The organism is Phyllobacterium sp. K27 (assembly GCF_054796155.1).
On record NZ_CM139240.1, the window covers coordinates 2,070,768 to 2,091,621 of the forward strand.

Genomic DNA, 20,854 nt, shown 5'->3' on the forward strand with positions numbered 1-20,854 from the left:
GAATGGTCCTTCTCACACTTGCACTTGATGAAAATGTAGCGCACTCGGTCAATATCCATTTATCGAAATTGATGAAGAAGCCCGATGTCTGAAACTTCGCCCTCACCCAAGCCAGAACAACCATCCAACATGGAAGCGCCACAGAAGATTGTTGAGCATTGGTGCGATCACCCCGGCTGCAAGGCGTGGGGCAGCTTTGGCTTTACAGGGCGCTATGGAATTAGCTGGTACTGTGGAGAGCATAAGGGGAAAGCTCTTGATAAAGAAACTTAAAGCGATTTCTTGGTGTGCTAGCGCAGTGTTGGTACATTTCGTTGGATTGAATGAAGTTAAGGCAACGGAAGTAGATTGCAGCGCCCTGACTCATATCTACGAAAACACGCGAAACTCTGGCCGGTATCAGGTATCATTCTCTGAAACGGAGCCGGGCGAAACAAAGTCGAAGTTTCTAATGGAGGAACGATACCGGGATAGGCTCATATACTGGCAGCTTGGTGATGGAATATGGCTGGAACGTCCACGCGTCCCGCTCGATGGTTCGCTTACCGTTTTTGAATCGTGTTCCAAGTTGGACAGCAAAATCATCGAGGAACGAACGGTTGACGTTTATAATGCAAACTGGAGGCGCGGGCCACGAGAGGCAGAAGTGGTGTTTTACGTCACCCCTGAAACTGGCCTCGTTTTTGAGGCAACAAGACTGTTTTCGCGGGTTGCGGATGATGAGACGCCGTTCAACTGGAAGCCCGGCACAACGGTCATTGAAAGGTTTACCTACGATCGAAACCTCCCTGCGCCTCCAAAGCCTCCGCTTTTGCCTGAGACTGATGATTAAGTGCTGGACCTGATCGGCCGCAAGAGTCGTTCACCGACTCATGGAAGACAGAGCCTTCAAAGAAGTAACCGTAATGACCCGACAGATCGGCAAGATGAAGGTAGTAACCTCCGTCATGCAGGCGGCAGAATTCATTGTGAACGAATGGCCGGGCACCGATAGCGAAACGCTCGACATTGCCAAGCACGCGCTCGTTAAATGCTACGATGGGGAAATGTCGCCCGGCGTGGCGCGCATGGCTTTCATTGAAGCCGCGAAGGAAGCGGACATATACATCGAAGCAGCTGGCCGTCCGGTATCAAATGGGAAGCTGGAAAAGTGGCGCAAGGGCAAGATGCGGCGCAGGGCTTAAGGAGCAATCCGTGAAATCGTAACTTTTTTGGAGTTCCCGCATTTTTATGCGGTTGCCGAAGCCACCACCCGACCGGCAACTGGCTTGGCGCTTCCCCGTTGAAAACTCACCATAGCGCCAAGCCTCCCTTATGTTGAACCTAACAGGGCAAATCCTCGCCCGACTCTCTTGCATTTTCCAGCACAAGAACATCGATGGCCCGCTGCACCTCCGGCAAGCCCCAACCTGCTTTGATAGCCTCTTGATGAATAGCGTACATATCTTTTGACGAAACCATATCGAGAAACCGGTCCGTCACCTCATCGCTTCGGCTTCGCGTTTGTCGTCATTATGTTCAAATCTAGGGGGCGATACTTATGGCACTTACTTCTAGGGAGAGACGCAATGCAGAATAGTTCCGGTAAATGCGCGTTCACACGAGAAGTTTGGGCAGATTGACGCAAGCATGATGTGGAAATATGAGTGAAGTACAAAGGGGGGAACGATGGACGCTATTGTACCAGACGAACAAAGCTTATCGACTACACCTGCGATTGTTGGTGCAGAATACGTTGAACAATTTCAAAAGAATAATCCAAAATCGGGACTCGGATCCCTTAAAAACGACAAAGAAAAGCGACTTGCAATTGTTAAACCCTGGGGGGATACATCTATCGCACTCACAATTCCCCAAGAGAAGTCTGCGGCAATAACCTTTTTAAAAGAGTTGTCCAATGTGTTTTTCCCAGAGAGACTGTCTGCTATATTCCACAAGGATAAGAACGATCTTGAAGTCATATGGACCGCTTTTAAAGTGAGCTCCCGGCTCGATGAAGTTAAAGACCGGTCTTTTAGCATTTCGTATGCTGGGGTTGATTATAATTGCAACTTCGCTTTAGCGAGCGAGCGGGCAAAACTCATTGCTAAAAACTTTGTTGAAGTGGGGCCAACTGAGTCAGCCTATCGGAATTTAACATCGTTTCGGGGGTACATGATCGAGCTTGAAAGGAATAAAGGCAGTATCAAAGTTGAATCGAACTTTGACGTGCCAAGGTCTTTTTGGATTAGGAATATTGCTCTAGAAGAAGATGATTTAATCAGCTTCCTTGAGACGCTTAATTTCTATATTTCATATTACGACGACCTTAGTCCTATGGTGTTGATTCATGCCCCTCAGACATCGGTAGGTTCGATTGTAAACCATAATCGTTATCGCATCGGAAAATTTCCGGAAAAAATCAATACCAAGCCTTTGGATCTGCAACTCCTCCAATTTTGGAAAGCTTGCCAGCAACCAGATTCATCAAGAAGGTTCCTTTATTCTTACCGCATCATTGAGCATGCCGCATTTTACTTCGTTGAAAGCGCACCGAAGCTAGCGATAAAAAAAGTTCTGCTCACTCCCCACGCACTTGATGACATAAATCAGATAACTAACGATGTCATTATAGCTATGAAGAAGTCACGAATCGACGACTATGCTAAAATGGAAAATGTAATCAAAACTTCGGTGGACCCAGAACTTTTGTGGGCAGAGATTGCATCAAATATCGATGCCTTCAATTCAAAAACTGATTTTGAAGGTGATTTCTCGATTGACGCTCTGGTTACGAGCGACAAGAGCCATGCAGATTTCATCAATAGCGGAATTCCTAATTTTTGCTCGACTATTAGGAAAATACGAAATGCTCTCTCTCACGGCAAAGAGGAGCGCACGGCTGGCGTGATCCTACCAACAAAACACAACTACGATAAATTGCTTCCATGGGCATCGCTCATCTCGATAGCTGCTGGCGAGGTGATCCTGTACGACAGCTCTTTTTAGAAAAGTGTTGAAACTTTTTAACCTCTGTGTAGTTTAGTATCTGAATAAGTCGTCTTTAGGAGATTGACATGTCAAATGGTGGGTGAGAATTCTCGACTTTTACCATGCATAAAAAGCCCTGCTTCTGCGGGGTTTTTTTATTGCCCTGTGAGACGGCTCCTACATACCCACCTGGCTTACACCAAAACGCAAAATTGCCGCCCCATCCCGAAGGAGAGAGCGGCGCTGAATTCTAATAGATCGATCATGTGACACTACTGAGCGGCTTTAGACACAACTTGCGGAGATTATCATGCCCAATGACAAACCCGAGCTGCCCGATATGACGAAGCATGGTGGGTATAACATTTTTTCAATGCAAGAGTCTGGTGGCTTTGCAGCGTGGAATGATGACGGCCCGGTCAGCCCAGTCTTTTCGACAAAAGAAGAGGCAATTGCGTGGGCGATTGAAAACCCAAAAGGCGGCAGTGATGATTAGACCGCTGACAGGGCTATTCGGTTTGTGTTTATTTAGCGGTGTTGCAGGGGCAGATATAGCTAAATCGCCGTTTCTGTGTACTCCGAGTTCACATGAAGTGTTCGACGTGAACCTTGAATCCGTGTCTAGCGGCGACAACAAGAGCGGCAGCACTCTCATTTATGCGGATGAAGAGAAAGCAATCATCTGCACCAAGGGCGCTTCTTGCGCTGCCTTGAGGGTATCAGCGACCGGTGGAAACTACTTAAACAACGCCATGGATATTCGCTATTACGCTCCTATTACCCTTCCCGGTGACGAAGAGGCAGACCTTGGAAGCACAGAAACGGGAGAGCACACAATCGCGTATACCGGCACCTGCAAAGCGGTTCCAACAATGGACCTCAAGCAGGTGCGCCGAGCTCTGAAATAACGTCACAACGCAAAAAAAGCCCGGCATCCGTGAGGAAACCGGGCTGATTGATAAGATGATATTCTATAGCTCACGGCGGCGGTATCCCTTGGCGCCGGTCCCTTTCAACCGCTCCATCCGGTCCAACACCTGCATTCGGTCATACAGACTCGCTGACCGGACGCATTTGCAAGATGGCATCACGATATTCATCCGCCATGTCCTCGACATCGGTCTTGTATCGCAAAGATGAAGTTGAACGTTGTAATTGGCCAGAGCCATTCACGTTGATATTTGCCGCAGAAGCAGTTGTGGCGGCATTTGCTCCGGGGAGTTGAGGGGCTGTAAGCGCGTCGTAGAACCGCGCACCGACCGATGAACCTACCGTGCGAATATCCGCATATGTGGCCGTGAACCGCAAAAACCCATATGCGTTAGCGGATCATCACGCTCATGACGAAGCCTCCGCGATGGACTTCAGTGTTGCGAGAATTGCATCATCATCGAAGTAGGCTTTGCCATCTAGATTTGAACAGACAAACCCCGCCAGAGTAGCGGCTGCAGCCAGAGAAGAGGGAACGAAGCTGAGTACCTGTTTCTCGACATCGTCAACCAAAGACTTCGTTTTGCGAGCAGCCTCCAGCGCAGCGGTGTAACCGCACTCGTCTTCAATCTTCTTTGCCGCTTCTTTCAACGCAGCGAGATTTGCTTTGTGAACAGCACGCTTGGCGTTGTAGGCGACCCGATGAGGTTCTTTCCAATCCTCCCGATTGCCGCACATGTGCAATGCTGAATGAAGGTGCTGATCTATGTGGTGATCTATTTCTTCATCGGAATAAGCATGGATCGGCTGCCATACATCGTTCCCGTCTTCGTCACGTCCTAGAAGTCGTCGTCCAACATGAACGCTTGGAACCTTGAGTGCACGCATCGTGGGAGAGTCTTCGATTTCAGCCACCTTGTCCCACGTCAACTCATCCATGGCGTAGAGGTCTTGGTGCTGCCCTATGAGGGCTTGTAGGGCCATCAGCGATGTATCGCAGCTAATCATGGGAGTTGCGGCCCGTCCGGCATGTATGATATCAATTGTCTCGTTCATAGCTTTTCCTCGCGAGGGATTGGTGAGAACCGTGGCTCGGCAGGACTGCAATCCTGGCCGGGCTTTTTCATTTCTGGTTTCCATTACGCTGCATCCTCCATGAAAAAGGCGATGAGCTTTGAGCGCGAGGCCACCCAACGCTCCCCGACCTGCTTTGCAGGTAACTGGCCGTTCGAAAGCATGTAGTGGGTTTGGCGGAACGTCCTCCCTATAATTTTGGAAATCGATTCAATCCCCCATACAAGTTCCAAGGATTCTGATTGATCTTCACTCACGGAGTTCTCCTTTCGTTTATGGAGGCAAGTTGCACTCACGTTGTATCGATACCACTCGTTAACCATAGGTGCAAGTAGCACTCTTGCTTTTTCTGGGTGCAAGTTGCATTCATACGAAATGAGTGACGATCAGAAGTACCCAAGCCAACTAGCCGAACGCTTTCAAATCCGCCTACCGGCTGGATTGAGGGACAGAATTAAGGTTTATGCCGAGCGCCATGGTCGCTCCATGAACACGGAGATTGTTCGTATATTAGAGCGCGAATTTCCGGAGCCTTGGTCTTTTGAAATGAAGATTGATGAAATTCGTAAGATGATCAAAGCACTAGAATTTGGCATAGACGAAAACTCAATAAACGTTCTGGGGAATGAGTTGCGGGACACGCTCAAAGGAATCGTCACGGGCAGAGTCTATGACTTTCCCGACGCTGGTTTCGAAAAGGTGAAAGAAACATTGGAACGATGGGATGAGATTGAACGGCAGGATGCCGAGGATCGCACCATGGAATATCTCGACGAGGAAGAATTCGAGAGTTTTCAAGAGCATGGAACTACCGCAAAGATAGTGTTTCCCGAGGATCCAGAGTTTCCCGATGATGGTCAGGACAAAAAATAATGTCCGTCCGCAAACGCACATGGGCAAATGCCAAAGGCGTCGAAAGCACTTCATGGGTTGTCGACTACTTCGATAGCCAGGGTGTTCGTCGTCTGAAAACTTTCAAGCTCAAGAAGGAAGCAGATCAGTTTGCGGCCACGGCCAAAGTTGAGGTGCGCGAAGGCGTCCATGTTGCCGACAGTGCGAGCGTTACTGTTGAGAAGGCTGGTGAGTTATGGATTGCATCTGGGGAAAGCGCTGGCCTAGAGCGATCCACAATCAACCAACGCAAGAGCCATTTGGAACATCACATCACGCCCATGATCGGGCAGACGCTACTGTCAAAGCTTACTGTTCCGGCAGTGCGTGATTTTGAAGACAAGCTGCGCAAGGGCGGGCGTTCTGCCGCCATGGTGAAAAAGGTGCTTACTTCGGTAGGATCAATTCTGTCTGATGCTGGCGAGAGAGGGCTTGCGACACGTAATCCAGTGCGTGACATACGTGGAAGCAGGAAAGGCCGTGAACGACGCTCTGAGAGACGTCAAAAGGGGCGCTTGGAGATCGGTGTGGACATTCCTACCCGCGAGGAGATCAGAGCCTTTGTTGCTGCTTTGGAACCTCACTGGAGGCCATTGCTGGTCACTGCGGTATTCACTGGCATGCGCTCGTCAGAACTGCGTGGCTTGCGCTGGCAGGACATCGATCTGAAACGCGAAGAAATCAACGTCAACCAGCGCGCAGATGAGTTTGGAGAGATAGGGCCACCGAAATCAGAAGCAGGCGTTCGAACCATTCCAGTGCCGACGTTGGTCATCAACGCCTTGAAAGAACAGAAGCTGAAGCAAACAAATGGATCTGGCCTCGTGTTCGGCAATCCCGATGGTGATCCACGTTCTCACACCAACATAATCAATAAGGGCATGGTGCCGACGATGATTAGGGCAGGGGTGACTGTTGATACGGGAGAACTCGACAAAAACGGCAAGCCGATCCTCAAAGCTAAGTATTCAGGGCTTCATTCGCTGCGGCACTTTTACGCCAGCTGGCTGATCAATCGTAAGGAAGATGGCGGACTGGGCTTGCCGGTCAAAATGGTTCAAGAGCGGCTTGGACATGCTTCGATTGTTATGACCATGGATGTGTACGGCCACCTATTTCCGCGCACTGATGACGGTAGTGAGATGGCGGAAGCAGCCAATGCGCTGATAGGTTAGTGCGACATGGTTGCGACATAACGGCAAATTATCTTTTGAAAACAATGTCAGGTGAAAGCCTGCAAATCCTTGCACCCCGGTTCGATTCCGGGCGAGGCCTCCATTTTTTACCGATATGATCATTTATTTGGTAGTGAGCCTAACAAAAGTGGCTTACGTACTCATATTACACACTGGTGCAATGTGATATCTTTGCTCGGCTTACGCGGAATGCGCAGCTAAGGAAACAACGTTCCAAGCGACTGATTTCTTTGCACAAAAACTTAATGACTGATCTATAAGATTGGTTTCTTCGGGATTTTCTTGCTTCATGTTTGAAATGGCTGTCGTCGGATTTCTTATCATCCTCAATGGCGTGTTTGCGCTTTCGGAACTGGCGGTTGTGTCAGCCAGAAAAGCCCGTCTGGAGATATTGGCAGATCGCGGTATTGCCGGAGCTCGTGCAGCGATAGCCCTTTCAGAAAACCCCGGTAAATTTCTGTCCACCGTACAGATCGGCATTACGCTTGTTGGAATCGTCGCGGGTGCGTTTTCGGGCGCCACACTGGGGACACGCATGGGTGGGTTCCTGAGCGGTTTGGGTGTTCGTTCCGATATTGCCGATATAGGCGGCTACGCGCTCGTTATCGGCATTATTACGTATCTCTCTGTCATTATTGGCGAACTTGTGCCGAAGCACTTGGCGCTGAAAAATCCGGAACGCATTGCGTGCTTCATCGCTCGGCCCATGAATATCCTGTCGCGGGTGGCAGCGCCTGCCGTCTGGGCGCTGGACGCATCGACTCGGGGCGTATTCAGACTGTTGGGCATTTCAACTGCATCGGAGAGTTCGATTACCGATGAGGAAATTCTGACGATCGTAGCAGAGGCGGGAAACACCGGAGTGATCGAGGAGGCCGAAAGATCTATGATTTCCGGCGTTATCCGGCTCGGCGACCGAAACGTGCGTGCCGTCATGACACCGCGCACGGAAGTCGAGATGGTGGATGTTGGTGAAGATGCGATGGCACTGAATCGCAAACTGATATCCGCAAATCATTCATGTCTTCCGGTTTTCGAAGGTGACCGGGACAATGTCATCGGAGTTATCATGTTGCGGGACATGATCGAACCAATGGTTGCATCATCAATGGTTGTGATTCGCGAATATATAAGGGAGGCGCCCATCATCCCGGATACGCTTGACGCATTGGCTGCACTCAAAGTCCTGCGCGACTCTGACGTTCCCATGGCACTGGTCCATGATGAGTATGGTCACTTCGAAGGGTTGCTCACGCCTGCCGACATTCTCGACGCTATTGCAGGTGCGTTTGCATCGGATGAGGATCAAGCAGAGCCGGAAGCGGTGAGGCGGGAGGATGGTTCCTGGCTGCTTGCAGGCTGGATGCCCGTGGATGAGATGGCGGATCTTTTGGGAATAGATCTACCCGCGACGAGACCGTACGAAACGGTAGCAGGTTTTGTCATTGACCGTTTGCAGAGAATCCCACAGACGGGCGAAGCCATGGAGTTCGACAATTGGCGTTTTGAGGTGGTCGATCTCGATCATCGCCGCGTGGACAAGGTTCTGGCCACCCGGCTTTCGTAGCAACGCCGTCCTCAACGATAGCGAAGGGAAGGAGCCATACCTGTCCTTTTAAATTCGGGATATTTCACAGTAAACGAGTTCAAGTTTCATGACCTTACCGGAATTAACCAGCCCCGATCGGGATATGCCATCGGCTTGGCAGAACCGGCTGGCGGAATATCGTTGGATAGCACAAACCATTGGAGAATCCGGTGCGCTCGTGTTCCGGCTCGAAGCGGCGGATCGTCCACCATTATTTGTCAAAAGCAACCCTAGCGGAAAGTTCAATGAGCTGTCCGATGAGATATTGCGGCTACGGTGGGTTGCAGGGCAGGGTATAGCTGTGCCCGATGTTTTGGACCAGGTCGAAGACAGCGGCCGCCTTTGGCTGCTGATGAGTGCGGTGCCGGGACGCGATCTTGCATCGAACGGGGAAATTCCGGCTCAAGCTGTTATAGAGATAGTCGCCCGTTCCCTGCGGCTTCTGCACCGGCTGGATATAGCCAATTGTCCGTTCAATCATTGCCTGGACAACCGAATTCCAGTTGCTCATGCTCGAATGATTGGCAATCAGGTGGATGAGTCCGATTTTGATGAGGTCGGACCGAGTGCAGCTGAACTATTCGAAAAGCTCGTGGCCATGCGTCCGGACGATGAGGACTTGGTGGTAACGCACGGTGATGCCTGCTTACCGAATATATTGAGTGATGGCTCGCAGTTTAGCGGTTTTGTTGATTGCGCACGCCTCGGCATCGCAGATCGATATCAGGATCTTGCTTTGGCCAGCCGGAGCATTGAGCACAACCTAGGAGCCGAATGGGTTGGCCCATTCTTTACATTGTACGGAGTTGAGGCTGATCCCACCCGTGTGGCGTATTATCGACTGCTTGATGAGTTCTTTTAGCTTGAGCGACGCTCGGAGTAACGACGATAAATGCCTTTGCCTGCCTTCTTGGCAATATAAAGGGCTGCATCTCCGCACCAGAGCAGGCTTTCCGGTGTGTCGCCATCGCGCGGCGCAAGGGCTGCCCCGATGGTGACTGTGATCGCGGCGGGATCCGCATTGACAAGGTCATAGGGCTGGGAAACACTGCCGATGATACGATCTGCAACGCTCGCCACTTCATTGGCTGTGACCTGTAGCAACACGACAGCAAATTCATCACCGTCAATACGGTAGACCACATCATTCTTGCGCATGCATGTTTGAAGGCGGTCAGCGACGAGTTTCAATACAAGATCACCTTCGGCGCGCCCATATTTTTCGTTGAATTGCTTGAACCCATCCAGATCAATGCAAAGAATTGCAAACTGCAGCCGGTCATCGAAGTCACTATCAGCGTAGGAGCCGAACAGACTATCGAGATGTTCCTCTAGTGCAGCGCGGTCGGCAAGTCCCGTAAGCTCGTCCTGGCTGACAGGAAAATCACCAAATCCCTTGGTTTCAATCATTCGCCTAAAGTTCCCATCGTTCACTTGAACGACTCCATTTTTGCTGTGTGTAGAATGACAGGTGCCGACATCGGATACAACACAGGAAGATTCATAGGGTTAAGAAGGTTTTATCACAAACCGAAAGTAACCGGTATCGGAAAGTCAGTAGAAATATTTTGCGGCGCAGCGTTCAATTGACGTGCAGTTCATTTTTTGACACCACCCCTTGTGGGTTGGCATGTTGGTTCCGATATGCTTTCGAGTTCACCGGGTCCGTGTTCAACTCGCATAACATGTTTTGCACGGGCGAAGTGTCCTGCGTAGCCTCAGATACTGGAATCGCTTTCCGGAAAAGGTTATACGGAGTCTCATAATGCTTTTGCGTCTTGCGCCTTTGTTGGGTGCATAGCGCGATTGCACTGCTAATGTTGTTAGGAAAGCTCGGGAATATGGTGCTGAATTTCGAAGACCTGCGGACCAAAATGGTCGATAACCAGTTGCGTACAACTGATGTGACGAACAAGCCCCTGTTGCAGGCATTCCTGGATGTCCCGCGTGAGAAATTCGTACCAAGTGTTCGCGCACCGCTCGCTTATATTGATGATGATGTCATGGTTTCCATGGCAACAGCCGAGGCTGGCGCGCGCTACATCATGCAGCCTTCGCCATTTGCCAAGCTCGTTCAGCTCGCCAATATTCAGCCTGAAGATGTTGTTCTCGATATCGGTTGTGCAACGGGGTACTCGGCTGCAATTCTGTCGCGAATCTCCGGCTCGGTCATCGCTGTGGAGTCTGACGCGAATCTCGCCGGGCAGGCAACTGCGATCCTGTCATCCCTTGGCTATGATAATGTTGTGGTTTTGACTGGGCCGCTGGAAAAGGGTCACGCGCCTGAAGCGCCGTTCGATGTAATCATAATTGAGGGTAGCGTTGACCACGTTCCTGTTACATTATTCGATCAGTTGAAGGATGGGGGGCGACTCGTTGCCGTTGAAGGCAGTGGGAACTCCGGAAAATCAATGATTTACGTGAAGAACGAGGGAATCGTATCAGGACGTCGCGCTTTCAATTCGGCAGTGAAGCCACTTCCAGGCTTCGGCAAAGTTCCTGAATTCGAGTTCTGAGCGTGTCGCACGTGAGACATAAGTGCAACGGTTGATCACTTTGTTTGCGAATTGGGATTTGCAACTGTGGTCAATTTGGAAATTGGCTTGTATTGAAATTACAACGTCGAACCGATTGGTTCGGTCTGATATTGAGACATGAAGGGGTTTATAGTGTTCATAGCGGGTAAGCGATTACTGACCGCAGCGCTGATGTCAGCCACGGTACTAGCCTCTACGCCTTCAATGGCTGAGACAATCTTTGGCGCAATGGCCAAAGCCTACAACAACAACTCCACTCTTAACGCCACCAGAGCGGGCGTTCGCGTTACAGATGAAGGCGTCGCGATTGCCAAATCGGGCTACCGGCCGACTATCTCTGCTTCTGCAAACCTCACATCAACTTATACGAGGCTGGATGGACGGGGGAGGCCGACAGGCACAGGGTTCGTGAATGATGGCACGGCGAACACTGCCGTGTTCGGCGTTACCGTCAATCAGATGCTCTTTGACGGCTTCACCACAAAGAACACGGTGTCAGCCTCAAAAACACAAGTACTTGCGGCCCGCGAGAACTTGCGCAACACCGAACAGAATCAGCTTTTCGCCGCGGTGCAAGCCTATATGGATGTCTATCTGACCCGTCAGATTGTCGTTCTTCGGCAGCGGAATATCGAAGCGCTCGACGAGCAGCTTCGTGCGGCGCGTGCCCGTTTTGATGTGGGTGAAGGCACGCGTACCGACGTTGCACAGTCAGATGCGCAGAAGGCGACAGCAATTGCCGAGCTGAATCTTGCCAAATCAAATGAAAAGACGGCCGAGGCAACCTATATCCAGATTGTCGGGGATGTGCCGGGTCGCCTTGAGCGTGCACCGGCTGCCAAAAAGTCACTGCCGCGCAATATGGACGAGGCTTACGCCATCGCGGAGAACACGCATCCTGCTATTCTTTCAACACGCTATGCGGTGGATGCAGCCGGCTATACGGTCAAAGCAACAGAAGGTGAGTTGCTTCCCCAGGTAAGTTTGCGGGGCGAGATTACGCGAGACGAAATATGGGGCGACCCAAGCGATCTGGCTACCAGCACGAGTAATTCGACAAGTGCGTCGGCCGGAATTCGGGTGACCGTTCCGATTTATAGTGGCGGGCGCACATCGGCCCGCGTTCGTCAGGGTAAAGAAACCGTGGCGCAGCGCCGTATCGAAGTCGACGTAGCGCGAGATAGTGTTCGTCAGGCTATTGCGGGCGCCTATGCAGAGATGGAAGCGGCCAAGGCATCTATCGTTGCCCAAAGAACGGCTGTTGCTGCTGCGCAGCTCGCTTTAAATGGTGTTATCGAAGAGCGTAAAGTTGGCCAGCGGACAACACTCGACGTCTTGAACGAACAAACCAATGTTCTGGACGCGCAAATCCGATTGGTCCAGTCGGAGCGCGATGCGGTTGTTACCAGCTATGCCGCTTTGTTGGGAGCTGGTCGTTTGACAGCGGCACAAATCGGATTGCAGGTGGCTGAACACCGGCCGGAAGAACATTATGAGGCAGTGAAAGACAAGTGGATCGGCCTTCGTACGCCTGATAGCCGATAATCGAGCCTTATATGGATAGAAGTTTGGCCGCTGGATAATATCCGGCGGCCAATTTCATTTCTAAAGGGCGAATCAAAAGTCTGTGGGTTAGCCCGAAACATTGCTCTCAGGGATTCTCAAATAGGCAACCAGCCTCTACACTGCATGCAGATTCGTTGCACCGCACCGAAACAAGATGTAGTAGGCAAGTTGATCATGGCACAATCACCAATCGGCGCATCCGCAGGTCTATCAAGCGCGGCGCGCGAACCTTCCATGGAAGAGATTCTGGCCTCGATACGCCGCATCATTGAGGAGAGCGACACGGCCCGGCCCGATGACGCACCGCCATCGGCTGTAAACTCTGACATGCCAACTCAAACGACATCCAATCTACAGCTTGAGGATAGTTTGGACAGCGAAGGGGCTGAACTTGCTCCACGGCAGGGAATTGCCGTTACGCCGCCCGTTCAGAAAAAGCCTGAGCCAATGTTTTCGCCTTCTTTGCCTGATGTGGCTTCGAAGCCGCTTGAAACGGATATGCCAGAGGTTGAAGCCCCCGCAGAGGCCATCGCACCTGTTCCACAAGCACTCGCCGTGGAAGAGTTGCTCGTTGCAGAGCAGGTTGCGGAAAAGCAGGTAGCGCCTTCACAACCGGAGACAAGGGCGCATGCGCATTTCAGTGAGCCGTCAAGCGAGGCAGAATCTGCACCGACGGCAAAGTCACCAGAGCCCATAGCAGTCGACAAATTCGAGACGAATATGGAGGAAGAAGTGTCGCTTGATCTGGCGCAGGCGTTGGAGCCGATTCTTTCTGAAAGCACTGAACGTCAGGTTAGCGCCGCATTTGAAGATCTGTCATTTGCTGTTCGCAGTGAGCAGCGGCGGTCGTTTGATGAAATCGCACAGGGAATCATGCGGCCTTTGCTGCAAGACTGGCTGGATAATAATTTGCCGACCTTGGTTGAGCGCCTCGTTCGCGAAGAAATTGAACGTGTGGTCCGAGGCGGTAAGCGCTAGAGCAAGTTTTGTTTATATAGAGTCATTCTGCCGGAGGGAATTCGTGGACAAGATCAAGGGATTTAGTGAGGCCGATGTTTATCCATCGGACGAGACTGAAGCCCGATGGAATTGGCTCGAATTCACCCGGCCCTTTGGGTTTCCGGCTGACGGCCACCCACTTTGTCAGGCAGCTTCGTCCGATGGATAAACATCGACCTCGCTACCTTCCGCGTGGACTGTCTCGTCATCCGAGAAACAGAACTGGCTCTATATAGACAAAATTTGCTCTAGTTGTCAGACCATCCTACGCATTGATAGAGGGCCGCCAGATGGCGGTCTTTTCTGTTCGGACGTATGATATCATTGACTTGAGGCTCGCCATTGGGTTTACACCCTAGAGCGAAATTTGCCCCACAATCCTTTTTCCGCAAAATGACGGATAGTTTTATGCTTGAGAAGACCTATGACGCCGCGGCCGTAGAGCCAGAGATTGCAAAACGCTGGGAAGAAGCGGGCGCCTTTAAGGCGGGCGCCGGTTCCAAGCCGGGCGCAGATCCCTTTGCGATAGTCATACCACCACCAAATGTGACCGGCTCGTTGCACATGGGCCATGCGCTGAATAATACCATTCAGGATATTATGGTCCGCTTTGAGCGGATGCGTGGCAAGAATGTCTTGTGGCAACCGGGTATGGATCATGCCGGTATTGCAACGCAAATGGTTGTCGAACGGCAGCTGAAGGAGCGTCAGCAGCCGAGCCGGCGTGAGATGGGCCGCGAAAAGTTTGTTGAGCGTGTGTGGGAATGGAAAGCGGAGTCCGGCGGTATCATTGCCGGACAGTTGAAACGGCTTGGCGCTTCTTGCGATTGGTCACGCGAACGCTTTACTATGGATGAAGGCTTATCGAAGGCCGTTCTTGAGGTTTTCGTTACACTTTACAAGCAGGGGCTCATTTACAAAGACAAGCGTCTGGTCAATTGGGACCCCAAGCTGCTGACTGCGATTTCCGATATTGAAGTCGAGTCACGCGAGATAAAGGGGCATCTGTGGCATTTCCGCTATCCGCTGGAAAATGTCGCGTTCGATCCGGAAAATCCGCATACATATATTGTCGTTGCAACAACGCGCCCGGAGACCATGCTTGGCGACACGGGGGTTGCTGTCAATCCTGACGATGCGCGCTATCACGCGCTGGTTGGCAATGATGTGGTGCTGCCACTCGTCGGCCGCCATATTCCTATTGTTGCTGATGATTACGCCGATCCGGAAGCTGGGTCGGGTGCCGTGAAGATCACCCCTGCACATGATTTCAACGATTTTGAAGTGGGTAAACGCAACGATCTGCGCCAGATTAATATTCTCAATACGGATGCATCGATTTTCCTTAAGGAAAACAATGATTTCCTGGAAGGTCTGGAGAAATCGAGTCATCTGGATCAGCTCATCCATGCGCTGGACGGCAAGGATCGTTTTGCAGCACGCAAACTGATTGTCGCCATGATGGAAGAGGGCGGCTATCTGGAGAAAATCGAGGATCACACCCATTCCGTACCGCATGGCGATCGCGGCGATGTGCCGATCGAGCCATATCTGACAGATCAGTGGTATGTGAATGCGGGCGAACTCGCCAAGCCAGCCATTGCCAGTGTCCGCGAAGGACGCACCAACTTTGTGCCAAAAAATTGGGAAAAGACCTATTATGACTGGATGGAAAACATCCAGCCCTGGGCGATTTCACGCCAATTGTGGTGGGGGCATCAGATCCCGGCGTGGTACGGCCCGGATGGTCAGGTTTTCGTTGAGCGTACAGAGAAAGAAGCGCTCAGCGCAGCGGTTCAACACTATCTTGCGCATGAAGGCCCGATGAAGGCCCATGTGCAGAACCTCCTGGAGAACCTGAAACCGGGGGAAATCCTGACACGCGACGAAGATGTGCTCGATACGTGGTTTTCTTCGGCGCTCTGGCCTTTCTCAACGCTCGGCTGGCCCGATAAAACACCTGAGCTTTCGACCTATTATCCAACCAGTGTTCTGGTCAGCGGTTTTGACATTATCTTTTTCTGGGTTGCTCGGATGATGATGATGGGCCTGCACTTTATGGATAAGGAGCCTTTCCACACCGTCTATATGCATGCGCTTGTCCGCGACAAGAACGGTGCGAAGATGTCGAAGTCGAAGGGCAATGTCATCGATCCGCTGGAGCTGATGGATGAGTACGGGGCCGATGCATTGCGCTTTACCCTTGCCATCATGGCGGCACAGGGTCGCGATGTGAAGCTGGATACGAGCCGTATTGCAGGATATCGCAATTTCGGTACCAAGCTTTGGAACTCGACCCGCTTTGCTGAAATGAATGGTGTTGCGCGTAACCCATCCTTCAAGCCGGAAAATGCCAGACTGACGGTTAACCGCTGGATTCTGACCGAGCTCACCAATGCGGTACGCGAGGTGACTGACGGTATAGCCAATTATCGCTTCAATGAGGCGGCAAGCGCTGCCTATCGTTTTGTATGGAACCAGTTCTGCGACTGGTACATCGAGCTTTTGAAGCCGGTATTCAATGGCGAAGACGCGGAAGCAAAGGCGGAAGCGCAGGCATGCGCTGCTTATGTGCTTGATGAGATCTATAAGCTTTTGCACCCGTTCATGCCATTCATGACGGAAGAACTCTGGGCCCATACAGCGGGCGAGGGCGCAAAACGTGAAACACTACTGTGCCACGCTGAATGGCCTGTTTCGTTATTCTTTGATGCTGATGCCGCAGCAGAGATCAACTGGCTGATTGATCTGGTAACGGGCATTCGCTCCGTGCGTGCCGAGATGAATGTGCCTGCTTCAGCGGTCGCTCCACTCGTTGTCATCGATGCCAATGAAGCCTCCAAGACTCGGCTGGAGCGCCATGAAGCTGCGATCAAGTGGCGGGCACGTGTGGACACCATAACATTGAGCAGCGAAGCCCCGAAAGGTTCGGCACAATTCGTCATCGGTGAAGCGACAGCATGTTTGCCACTGGGTAGTCTCATCGATGTCAATGCCGAAATTGCGCGTCTGACGAAAGAGGCGGGCAAGATTGCCGATGAGAGTGACAAGATCGGCAAAAAGCTTGGCAATGAGAAATTTGTGGCCAATGCCAAGCCGGAGATTGTGCAGGCAGAGCGCGAGCGACTGGCGGAACTGCAGGAGGCTGCCGGTAAAATCGAAGTGGCAATACGGCGCGTTCGTGAGGCGAGCTGATTCCCGTATTTGATCGTCGATTACGACATTCGGGGTGGCTTGCCCTTGAAAAAGGCGGCAGGCCACCCCATTTCAGCCGATCAAAAGCCCCAATTTTGTCATTTTTGATGTGCGTTGCATTTGCGCAACAATGACGTTTTTCGGCTAAAAAACCCCCTGTTTTTTGCATAATGCTTTGTGACTAGTGCGAAAGCCGCGATAATTTTGAACCGATTGCCGCAAAAAATCGATTTTTGAAGAATCTCCCGTTTTTCTTCGATAACCGGCCACAATCAAAGATATTGCGCTCGACGAGAATGCTTTGTTACCTATTACGTATTGGTAACATTTTCCGAATTACGCTGACATTCGGGCACATATTTAAGCTTTAAGGGGAGGAATTATGCCTAAAACTATTTCGACAATGTTGGGCGGGGCACTATTGTTGACAGGTGTGGCCTCCGCTGCACAGGCCGGGGGGCTGGAGCGCGGAGGCTACAACTACGATCTACTGTTCAGCGAAGAGCGTTTTGCGTCGGAAGCTGGTGTTATTTACGTTATGCCGGACCGCAAGATCAAAAACGCGCGGGATACAGATCCATCAGACGGTCTGGGTGCCAATGGTATCGGCGGTGGAAAGACATCAGTCAGCGAGACGGAGAACTACACAATTCCGCGCGTTGGCGTCAAGGTCGGCATAACTCAGGATTTTGACTGTCTTGCGCAGTATAGCCAGCCATGGGGCGTTCACACGAAACCCGGTTCTGACTGGGTTGGTGCAAACGAGAACATTGAAACCAAGATCGAGAGTCATGACTACGGTTTGACTTGTTCCTATAAGTTTGATGTCGGCAAAGGCCAACTGCGTGCTATCGGTGGGGTGTCTTACCAAGAAGTTGAAGGCTTCAAGGAACGTCTAGTCAATCCTGCCGGCAAGCCATTCGGTTTTGATGGGAATGGTAAGCTGGAACTTGAAGGTGATGGTGTGGGCTGGCGCATTGGTGCTGCTTACGAGATTCCAGAAATCGCGTTCCGCGCAAGTCTGATCTACAACGCGGAGGTTGATCTCGGCGACGTTACCGGTACGCTCGACCTGACCGGTCTTCCGCCAGTCGGTAGCCCACTGGCGGGGCGTGTGACCGATGTTTACGGTACAGCTACGATGCCTCAGTCGCTCGAGTTCAAGCTTCAGACAGGTATTGCACCAGGTTGGTTGGCATTCGGTTCGGTTAAGTGGGTCGATTGGAGTGTGTTGGACGTCGTGACGTTCTGCCCATCCTCTACAAAGGCTATCGCAGGCTGTAGCGTTAATTCACCAACTCGCGCCACTTCGATCGATCTTATGTTCCGCGATGGCTGGACTGTAACCGGCGGTATTGGTCACAAGTTCAATGACCAGTGGAGCGGGCAGGTTCAGGTTAGCTGGGATCGTGGAACCTCGACTGGTCTCACCACCCAGACCGACACATGGCTGCTTTCGACCGGCGTTTCGTGGTCGCCGAACAAGAATTTTGAAATCCGTGCTGGCGGGGCAGTCGGAATGCTCACTTCGGGTTCATTTGGTAAGACTGATTGCCCACGAAACGGTGGATGCGGCAACTCGGTAGAGTATGACTTCGGGGATGACTTCGTCAGTGCGCTTTCGATCTCAGGCAAGTTGAAATTCTAGTTTCCTAAACAACAGATAGCAAAAGAGCCCGGCAGAGATGCTGGGCTTTTTGTTGCATAGGCGCTGCCATTTGCCAGTATCAGCAACAATTGCATGTCACCCTATCGCGTGGGGTCGTCGTTGGCAGCATTTTTAATCATTTCTTTAGGTTTTGACATCACGTTTTGTGACGATTCGGCAACAGTGTGACCAGGATGATTCACACAGCTCTATCGGCAATCAAATTTGCCCATTTTGCGCCACAAACCCGGAGCACCTCGATAAGGCGGTAACCTTTTAGAGGTATAAATGTCAGGCAATCTTGCTGGCGTACCGTTTGGGGTAATGATGGACGCGACACTACTTTCGCATAAAGCTATAGGCAGCCACCAGGTGGTGACTCATCGCAATGCCATTTTGGAGTTGCGATCGTCGGCCGTTTCTCCGGAACTTGAATACTGGGCCAATTCTCTGGAGGGCCGCACTATTGCCGGAAATCTGCCCAATCATGGCTCAAATGATCTGAGATATTCTGACATCCCGTTGCGAGCCACCATGATGGTGTTGGCTGGCGGTGTTGAAATTCGGTCTGCCGTTCCGGCGCGCGCTGTGGCTGCGACAACGGCGAACCGGAACGAAGGAATTAAGCTGCCATGCTGATTGCTGATCGTTTACTCGCTCCCATTGTGGGAATTGGTCTTTTTCTGAGCGCCATGACCGTGCCTTGCATGGCTTTTGATACCAAGAATGAGATGAACGAGGATTCCAGCCCCTTTGCTCTCTTCAAGTTCGGATTTTCTGCTTACAAAAATGGTCACAAGGATGAGGCAGTCAAAGCGTTGCGCTTTGCTGCTGAAAAGGGCCATCAGGGCGCAAACTGGAAGCTCGGGCGAATGTATGCCGAGGGCGACGGTGTAAAGGAAGACGATTACGAAGCCTACAAGATGTTTGAACAGGTCATTCAGGAAGGTGCCGATCAGGGCACGCAGAATGAAAGCTATGTTGCAGATGCGCTTGTAGCCCTTGCCGGATATGTAAGGCGCGGCATTCCCAATTCTCCGATCAATTCCAATCCAAGTGCGGCTCGTGACCTTTATTTGCAGGCAGCGTCAAATTTTGGCGATCCCGACGCACAATTTGAACTTGGCAAAATGCTGATGCGCGGCGAGGGCGGTAATGCAAGCCCCAATCAGGCAGCACGCTGGTTCCGGCTCTCTGCGCAAAAGGGCCATGCCGGCGCTCAGGCCATGCTTGGCAATCTATTGTTTCAGGCAGGCAAGACTGTTCGCGGCCTTGCAATGATGACAGCGGCGCTTGAACATGCAACCGGCAAGGACCGGGTCTGGATCGGCGACATTCAGGAGCAGGCCTTTTCAATTGCCGATGAGGCGGACCGCCGCACGGCCATGGTTCTGGCCGGAGATATCGTGAGGACCGGCGACTTTTGAATTATCAGGCGATAATTATTGCGACCGGAACGTGATCCGAGGGCTTTTCCCAGGCACGGACATGTTTTTCTATGCTTGCAGATTCAAGGCGATTGGCTGCTTCCGGTGACAGCATGAGATGGTCGATCCGAATGCCATTGTTCTTTTGCCAGGCGCCCGCCTGATAATCCCAAAATGTATAGGTTCCTGCCGCATCGGTCACACTGCGCACAGCGTCGGTGAAACCAAGATTTTCAAGGCGGCGGAAAGCTTGCCGTGTTTCAGGTTGAAACAGTGCATCATTTACCCACACTTCGGGATTGCGCGCGTCAATCGGTTCAGCGATGACATTGTAATCGCCTGCCAGGATTAGCGGCTCTTCGAGAGCCAACCGCTTTTCCGCCCATTTTTCCAAACGGGCCATCCAGCGCAGCTTGTAGGGGAATTTTTCCGTATCGATGGGATTGCCATTGGGCAGATAGAGCGACACGACACGCAACATGCCTTTTTCAGTTGAGAAAACCGCCTCAATAAAACGGGCGTGATCATCCTCATCCTCGCCGGGAAGCCCCCGCGTTACTTCTTCCGGCGAGGTCTTTGACAGGATGGCAACGCCATTGAAGCCTTTTTGCCCATTGGTCTCAACATGATAGCCAAGCGCCTCAATCTCTTCGCGCGGGAAACCCTCATCGACAGATTTGATTTCCTGCAGGCAAACAATATCCGGATCGGATTCCCGCAACCAAGCCTTGAGAACCTCGATGCGAGCTTTGACGCCGTTGATGTTCCAGGTGACAATTTTCATGGGAAACACTTGGCTTTGCTGAGTTTTCAGTTGCGCGGCGACCAATATA

At 51.6% G+C, this 20,854-nt stretch carries 21 protein-coding genes; 17 read left to right on the forward strand and 4 right to left on the reverse strand.

Features of this window, described 5'->3' with window-relative positions; all coding sequences use genetic code 11:
* Positions 1–151 precede the first annotated feature (151 nt).
* The 5 genes from ACYJL1_RS10130 (at position 152) to ACYJL1_RS10150 (ending at position 3,878) form a co-directional block, all read left to right on the forward strand.
* Positions 152–832: a hypothetical protein gene (locus ACYJL1_RS10130; protein WP_460895295.1), complete on the forward strand. Its 681-nt coding sequence runs from the start codon at positions 152–154 to the stop codon at positions 830–832.
* Between the two features lie 73 nt (positions 833–905).
* A complete protein-coding gene (locus tag ACYJL1_RS10135; RefSeq protein WP_460895296.1) occupies positions 906–1,184 on the forward strand; it encodes a DUF982 domain-containing protein in 279 nt (92 codons plus the stop codon).
* Positions 1,185–1,668: 484 nt separating this feature from the next.
* Positions 1,669–2,988 (forward strand): hypothetical protein, encoded by a 1,320-nt coding sequence (locus tag ACYJL1_RS10140; protein ID WP_460895297.1) that lies wholly within the window; start codon positions 1,669–1,671, stop codon positions 2,986–2,988.
* Between the two features lie 292 nt (positions 2,989–3,280).
* Positions 3,281–3,466 (forward strand): hypothetical protein, encoded by a 186-nt coding sequence (locus tag ACYJL1_RS10145; protein ID WP_460895298.1) that lies wholly within the window; start codon positions 3,281–3,283, stop codon positions 3,464–3,466.
* The gene (locus ACYJL1_RS10150; RefSeq protein ID WP_460895299.1) at positions 3,459–3,878 is read left to right on the forward strand and encodes a hypothetical protein; all 420 of its coding nucleotides are present in this window, start codon (positions 3,459–3,461) and stop codon (positions 3,876–3,878) included. Before ACYJL1_RS10145 ends, ACYJL1_RS10150 begins: the two co-directional genes overlap by 8 nt.
* Before the next feature lie 430 nt (positions 3,879–4,308).
* Here ACYJL1_RS10150 and ACYJL1_RS10155 read toward each other — a convergent pair whose 3' ends face one another.
* Together ACYJL1_RS10155 and ACYJL1_RS10160 are read right to left on the reverse strand one after the other, a co-directional pair.
* The gene (locus ACYJL1_RS10155) at positions 4,309–4,956 is read right to left on the reverse strand and encodes a hypothetical protein (RefSeq protein WP_460895300.1); all 648 of its coding nucleotides are present in this window, start codon (positions 4,954–4,956) and stop codon (positions 4,309–4,311) included.
* 83 nt (positions 4,957–5,039) lie between these two features.
* Entirely contained in the window at positions 5,040–5,231 is a 192-nt protein-coding gene (locus tag ACYJL1_RS10160) for a DNA-binding protein (RefSeq protein ID WP_460895301.1), read from the reverse strand.
* A 118-nt stretch (positions 5,232–5,349) separates the two neighbouring features.
* Between ACYJL1_RS10160 and ACYJL1_RS10165 the strand changes: the two genes are divergently transcribed.
* From ACYJL1_RS10165 to ACYJL1_RS10180, 4 genes are all read left to right on the forward strand, one after another.
* Complete coding sequence (locus ACYJL1_RS10165) at positions 5,350–5,847, forward strand: Arc family DNA-binding protein (protein WP_460895302.1); 498 nt, start codon at positions 5,350–5,352, stop codon at positions 5,845–5,847.
* Positions 5,847–7,040 (forward strand): tyrosine-type recombinase/integrase, encoded by a 1,194-nt coding sequence (locus ACYJL1_RS10170; RefSeq protein WP_460895303.1) that lies wholly within the window; start codon positions 5,847–5,849, stop codon positions 7,038–7,040. Before ACYJL1_RS10165 ends, ACYJL1_RS10170 begins: the two co-directional genes overlap by 1 nt.
* A gap of 310 nt (positions 7,041–7,350) precedes the next feature.
* Positions 7,351–8,628, forward strand: a complete 1,278-nt coding sequence (locus ACYJL1_RS10175) for a hemolysin family protein (RefSeq protein ID WP_460895304.1) — start codon at positions 7,351–7,353, stop codon at positions 8,626–8,628.
* An 88-nt stretch (positions 8,629–8,716) separates the two neighbouring features.
* On the forward strand, positions 8,717–9,511 hold the full coding sequence (locus ACYJL1_RS10180; RefSeq protein ID WP_460895305.1) for an APH(3') family aminoglycoside O-phosphotransferase: 795 nt from the start codon (positions 8,717–8,719) through the stop codon (positions 9,509–9,511).
* On the opposite strand, the gene ACYJL1_RS10185 is transcribed toward ACYJL1_RS10180, so the two are convergent.
* Entirely contained in the window at positions 9,508–10,059 is a 552-nt protein-coding gene (locus ACYJL1_RS10185) for a GGDEF domain-containing protein (protein WP_460895306.1), read from the reverse strand. The two genes, ACYJL1_RS10180 and ACYJL1_RS10185, sit on opposite strands and share 4 nt — an antisense overlap.
* A gap of 431 nt (positions 10,060–10,490) precedes the next feature.
* Here ACYJL1_RS10185 and ACYJL1_RS10190 point away from each other — a divergent pair, with 431 nt between their 5' ends.
* The 8 genes from ACYJL1_RS10190 to ACYJL1_RS10225 all read left to right on the forward strand — a co-directional run bounded on the left by ACYJL1_RS10190 (position 10,491) and on the right by ACYJL1_RS10225 (position 20,021).
* Positions 10,491–11,165 carry a protein-L-isoaspartate O-methyltransferase family protein gene (locus ACYJL1_RS10190; RefSeq protein WP_460895307.1) on the forward strand — a complete coding sequence of 225 codons (675 nt, stop codon included), beginning with the start codon at positions 10,491–10,493 and terminating at the stop codon, positions 11,163–11,165.
* A 138-nt stretch (positions 11,166–11,303) separates the two neighbouring features.
* On the forward strand, positions 11,304–12,731 hold the full coding sequence (locus ACYJL1_RS10195; RefSeq protein ID WP_460895308.1) for a TolC family outer membrane protein: 1,428 nt from the start codon (positions 11,304–11,306) through the stop codon (positions 12,729–12,731).
* Positions 12,732–12,926: 195 nt separating this feature from the next.
* Positions 12,927–13,730 (forward strand): PopZ family protein, encoded by an 804-nt coding sequence (locus tag ACYJL1_RS10200; protein ID WP_460895309.1) that lies wholly within the window; start codon positions 12,927–12,929, stop codon positions 13,728–13,730.
* Positions 13,731–13,773: 43 nt separating this feature from the next.
* Entirely contained in the window at positions 13,774–13,920 is a 147-nt protein-coding gene (locus ACYJL1_RS10205; protein WP_460895310.1) for a hypothetical protein, read from the forward strand.
* A gap of 239 nt (positions 13,921–14,159) precedes the next feature.
* Complete coding sequence (locus ACYJL1_RS10210; RefSeq protein WP_460895311.1) at positions 14,160–16,946, forward strand: valine--tRNA ligase; 2,787 nt, start codon at positions 14,160–14,162, stop codon at positions 16,944–16,946.
* A 382-nt stretch (positions 16,947–17,328) separates the two neighbouring features.
* Positions 17,329–18,594 (forward strand): OmpP1/FadL family transporter, encoded by a 1,266-nt coding sequence (locus ACYJL1_RS10215; RefSeq protein ID WP_460895312.1) that lies wholly within the window; start codon positions 17,329–17,331, stop codon positions 18,592–18,594.
* Positions 18,595–18,882: 288 nt separating this feature from the next.
* A complete protein-coding gene (locus tag ACYJL1_RS10220) occupies positions 18,883–19,233 on the forward strand; it encodes a hypothetical protein (protein ID WP_460895313.1) in 351 nt (116 codons plus the stop codon).
* On the forward strand, positions 19,227–20,021 hold the full coding sequence (locus tag ACYJL1_RS10225) for a tetratricopeptide repeat protein (protein WP_460895314.1): 795 nt from the start codon (positions 19,227–19,229) through the stop codon (positions 20,019–20,021). Before ACYJL1_RS10220 ends, ACYJL1_RS10225 begins: the two co-directional genes overlap by 7 nt.
* 4 nt (positions 20,022–20,025) lie before the next feature.
* Here ACYJL1_RS10225 and xth read toward each other — a convergent pair whose 3' ends face one another.
* On the reverse strand, positions 20,026–20,805 hold the full coding sequence (xth, locus tag ACYJL1_RS10230; RefSeq protein WP_460895315.1) for an exodeoxyribonuclease III: 780 nt from the start codon (positions 20,803–20,805) through the stop codon (positions 20,026–20,028).
* Positions 20,806–20,854: the final 49 nt, after the last annotated feature.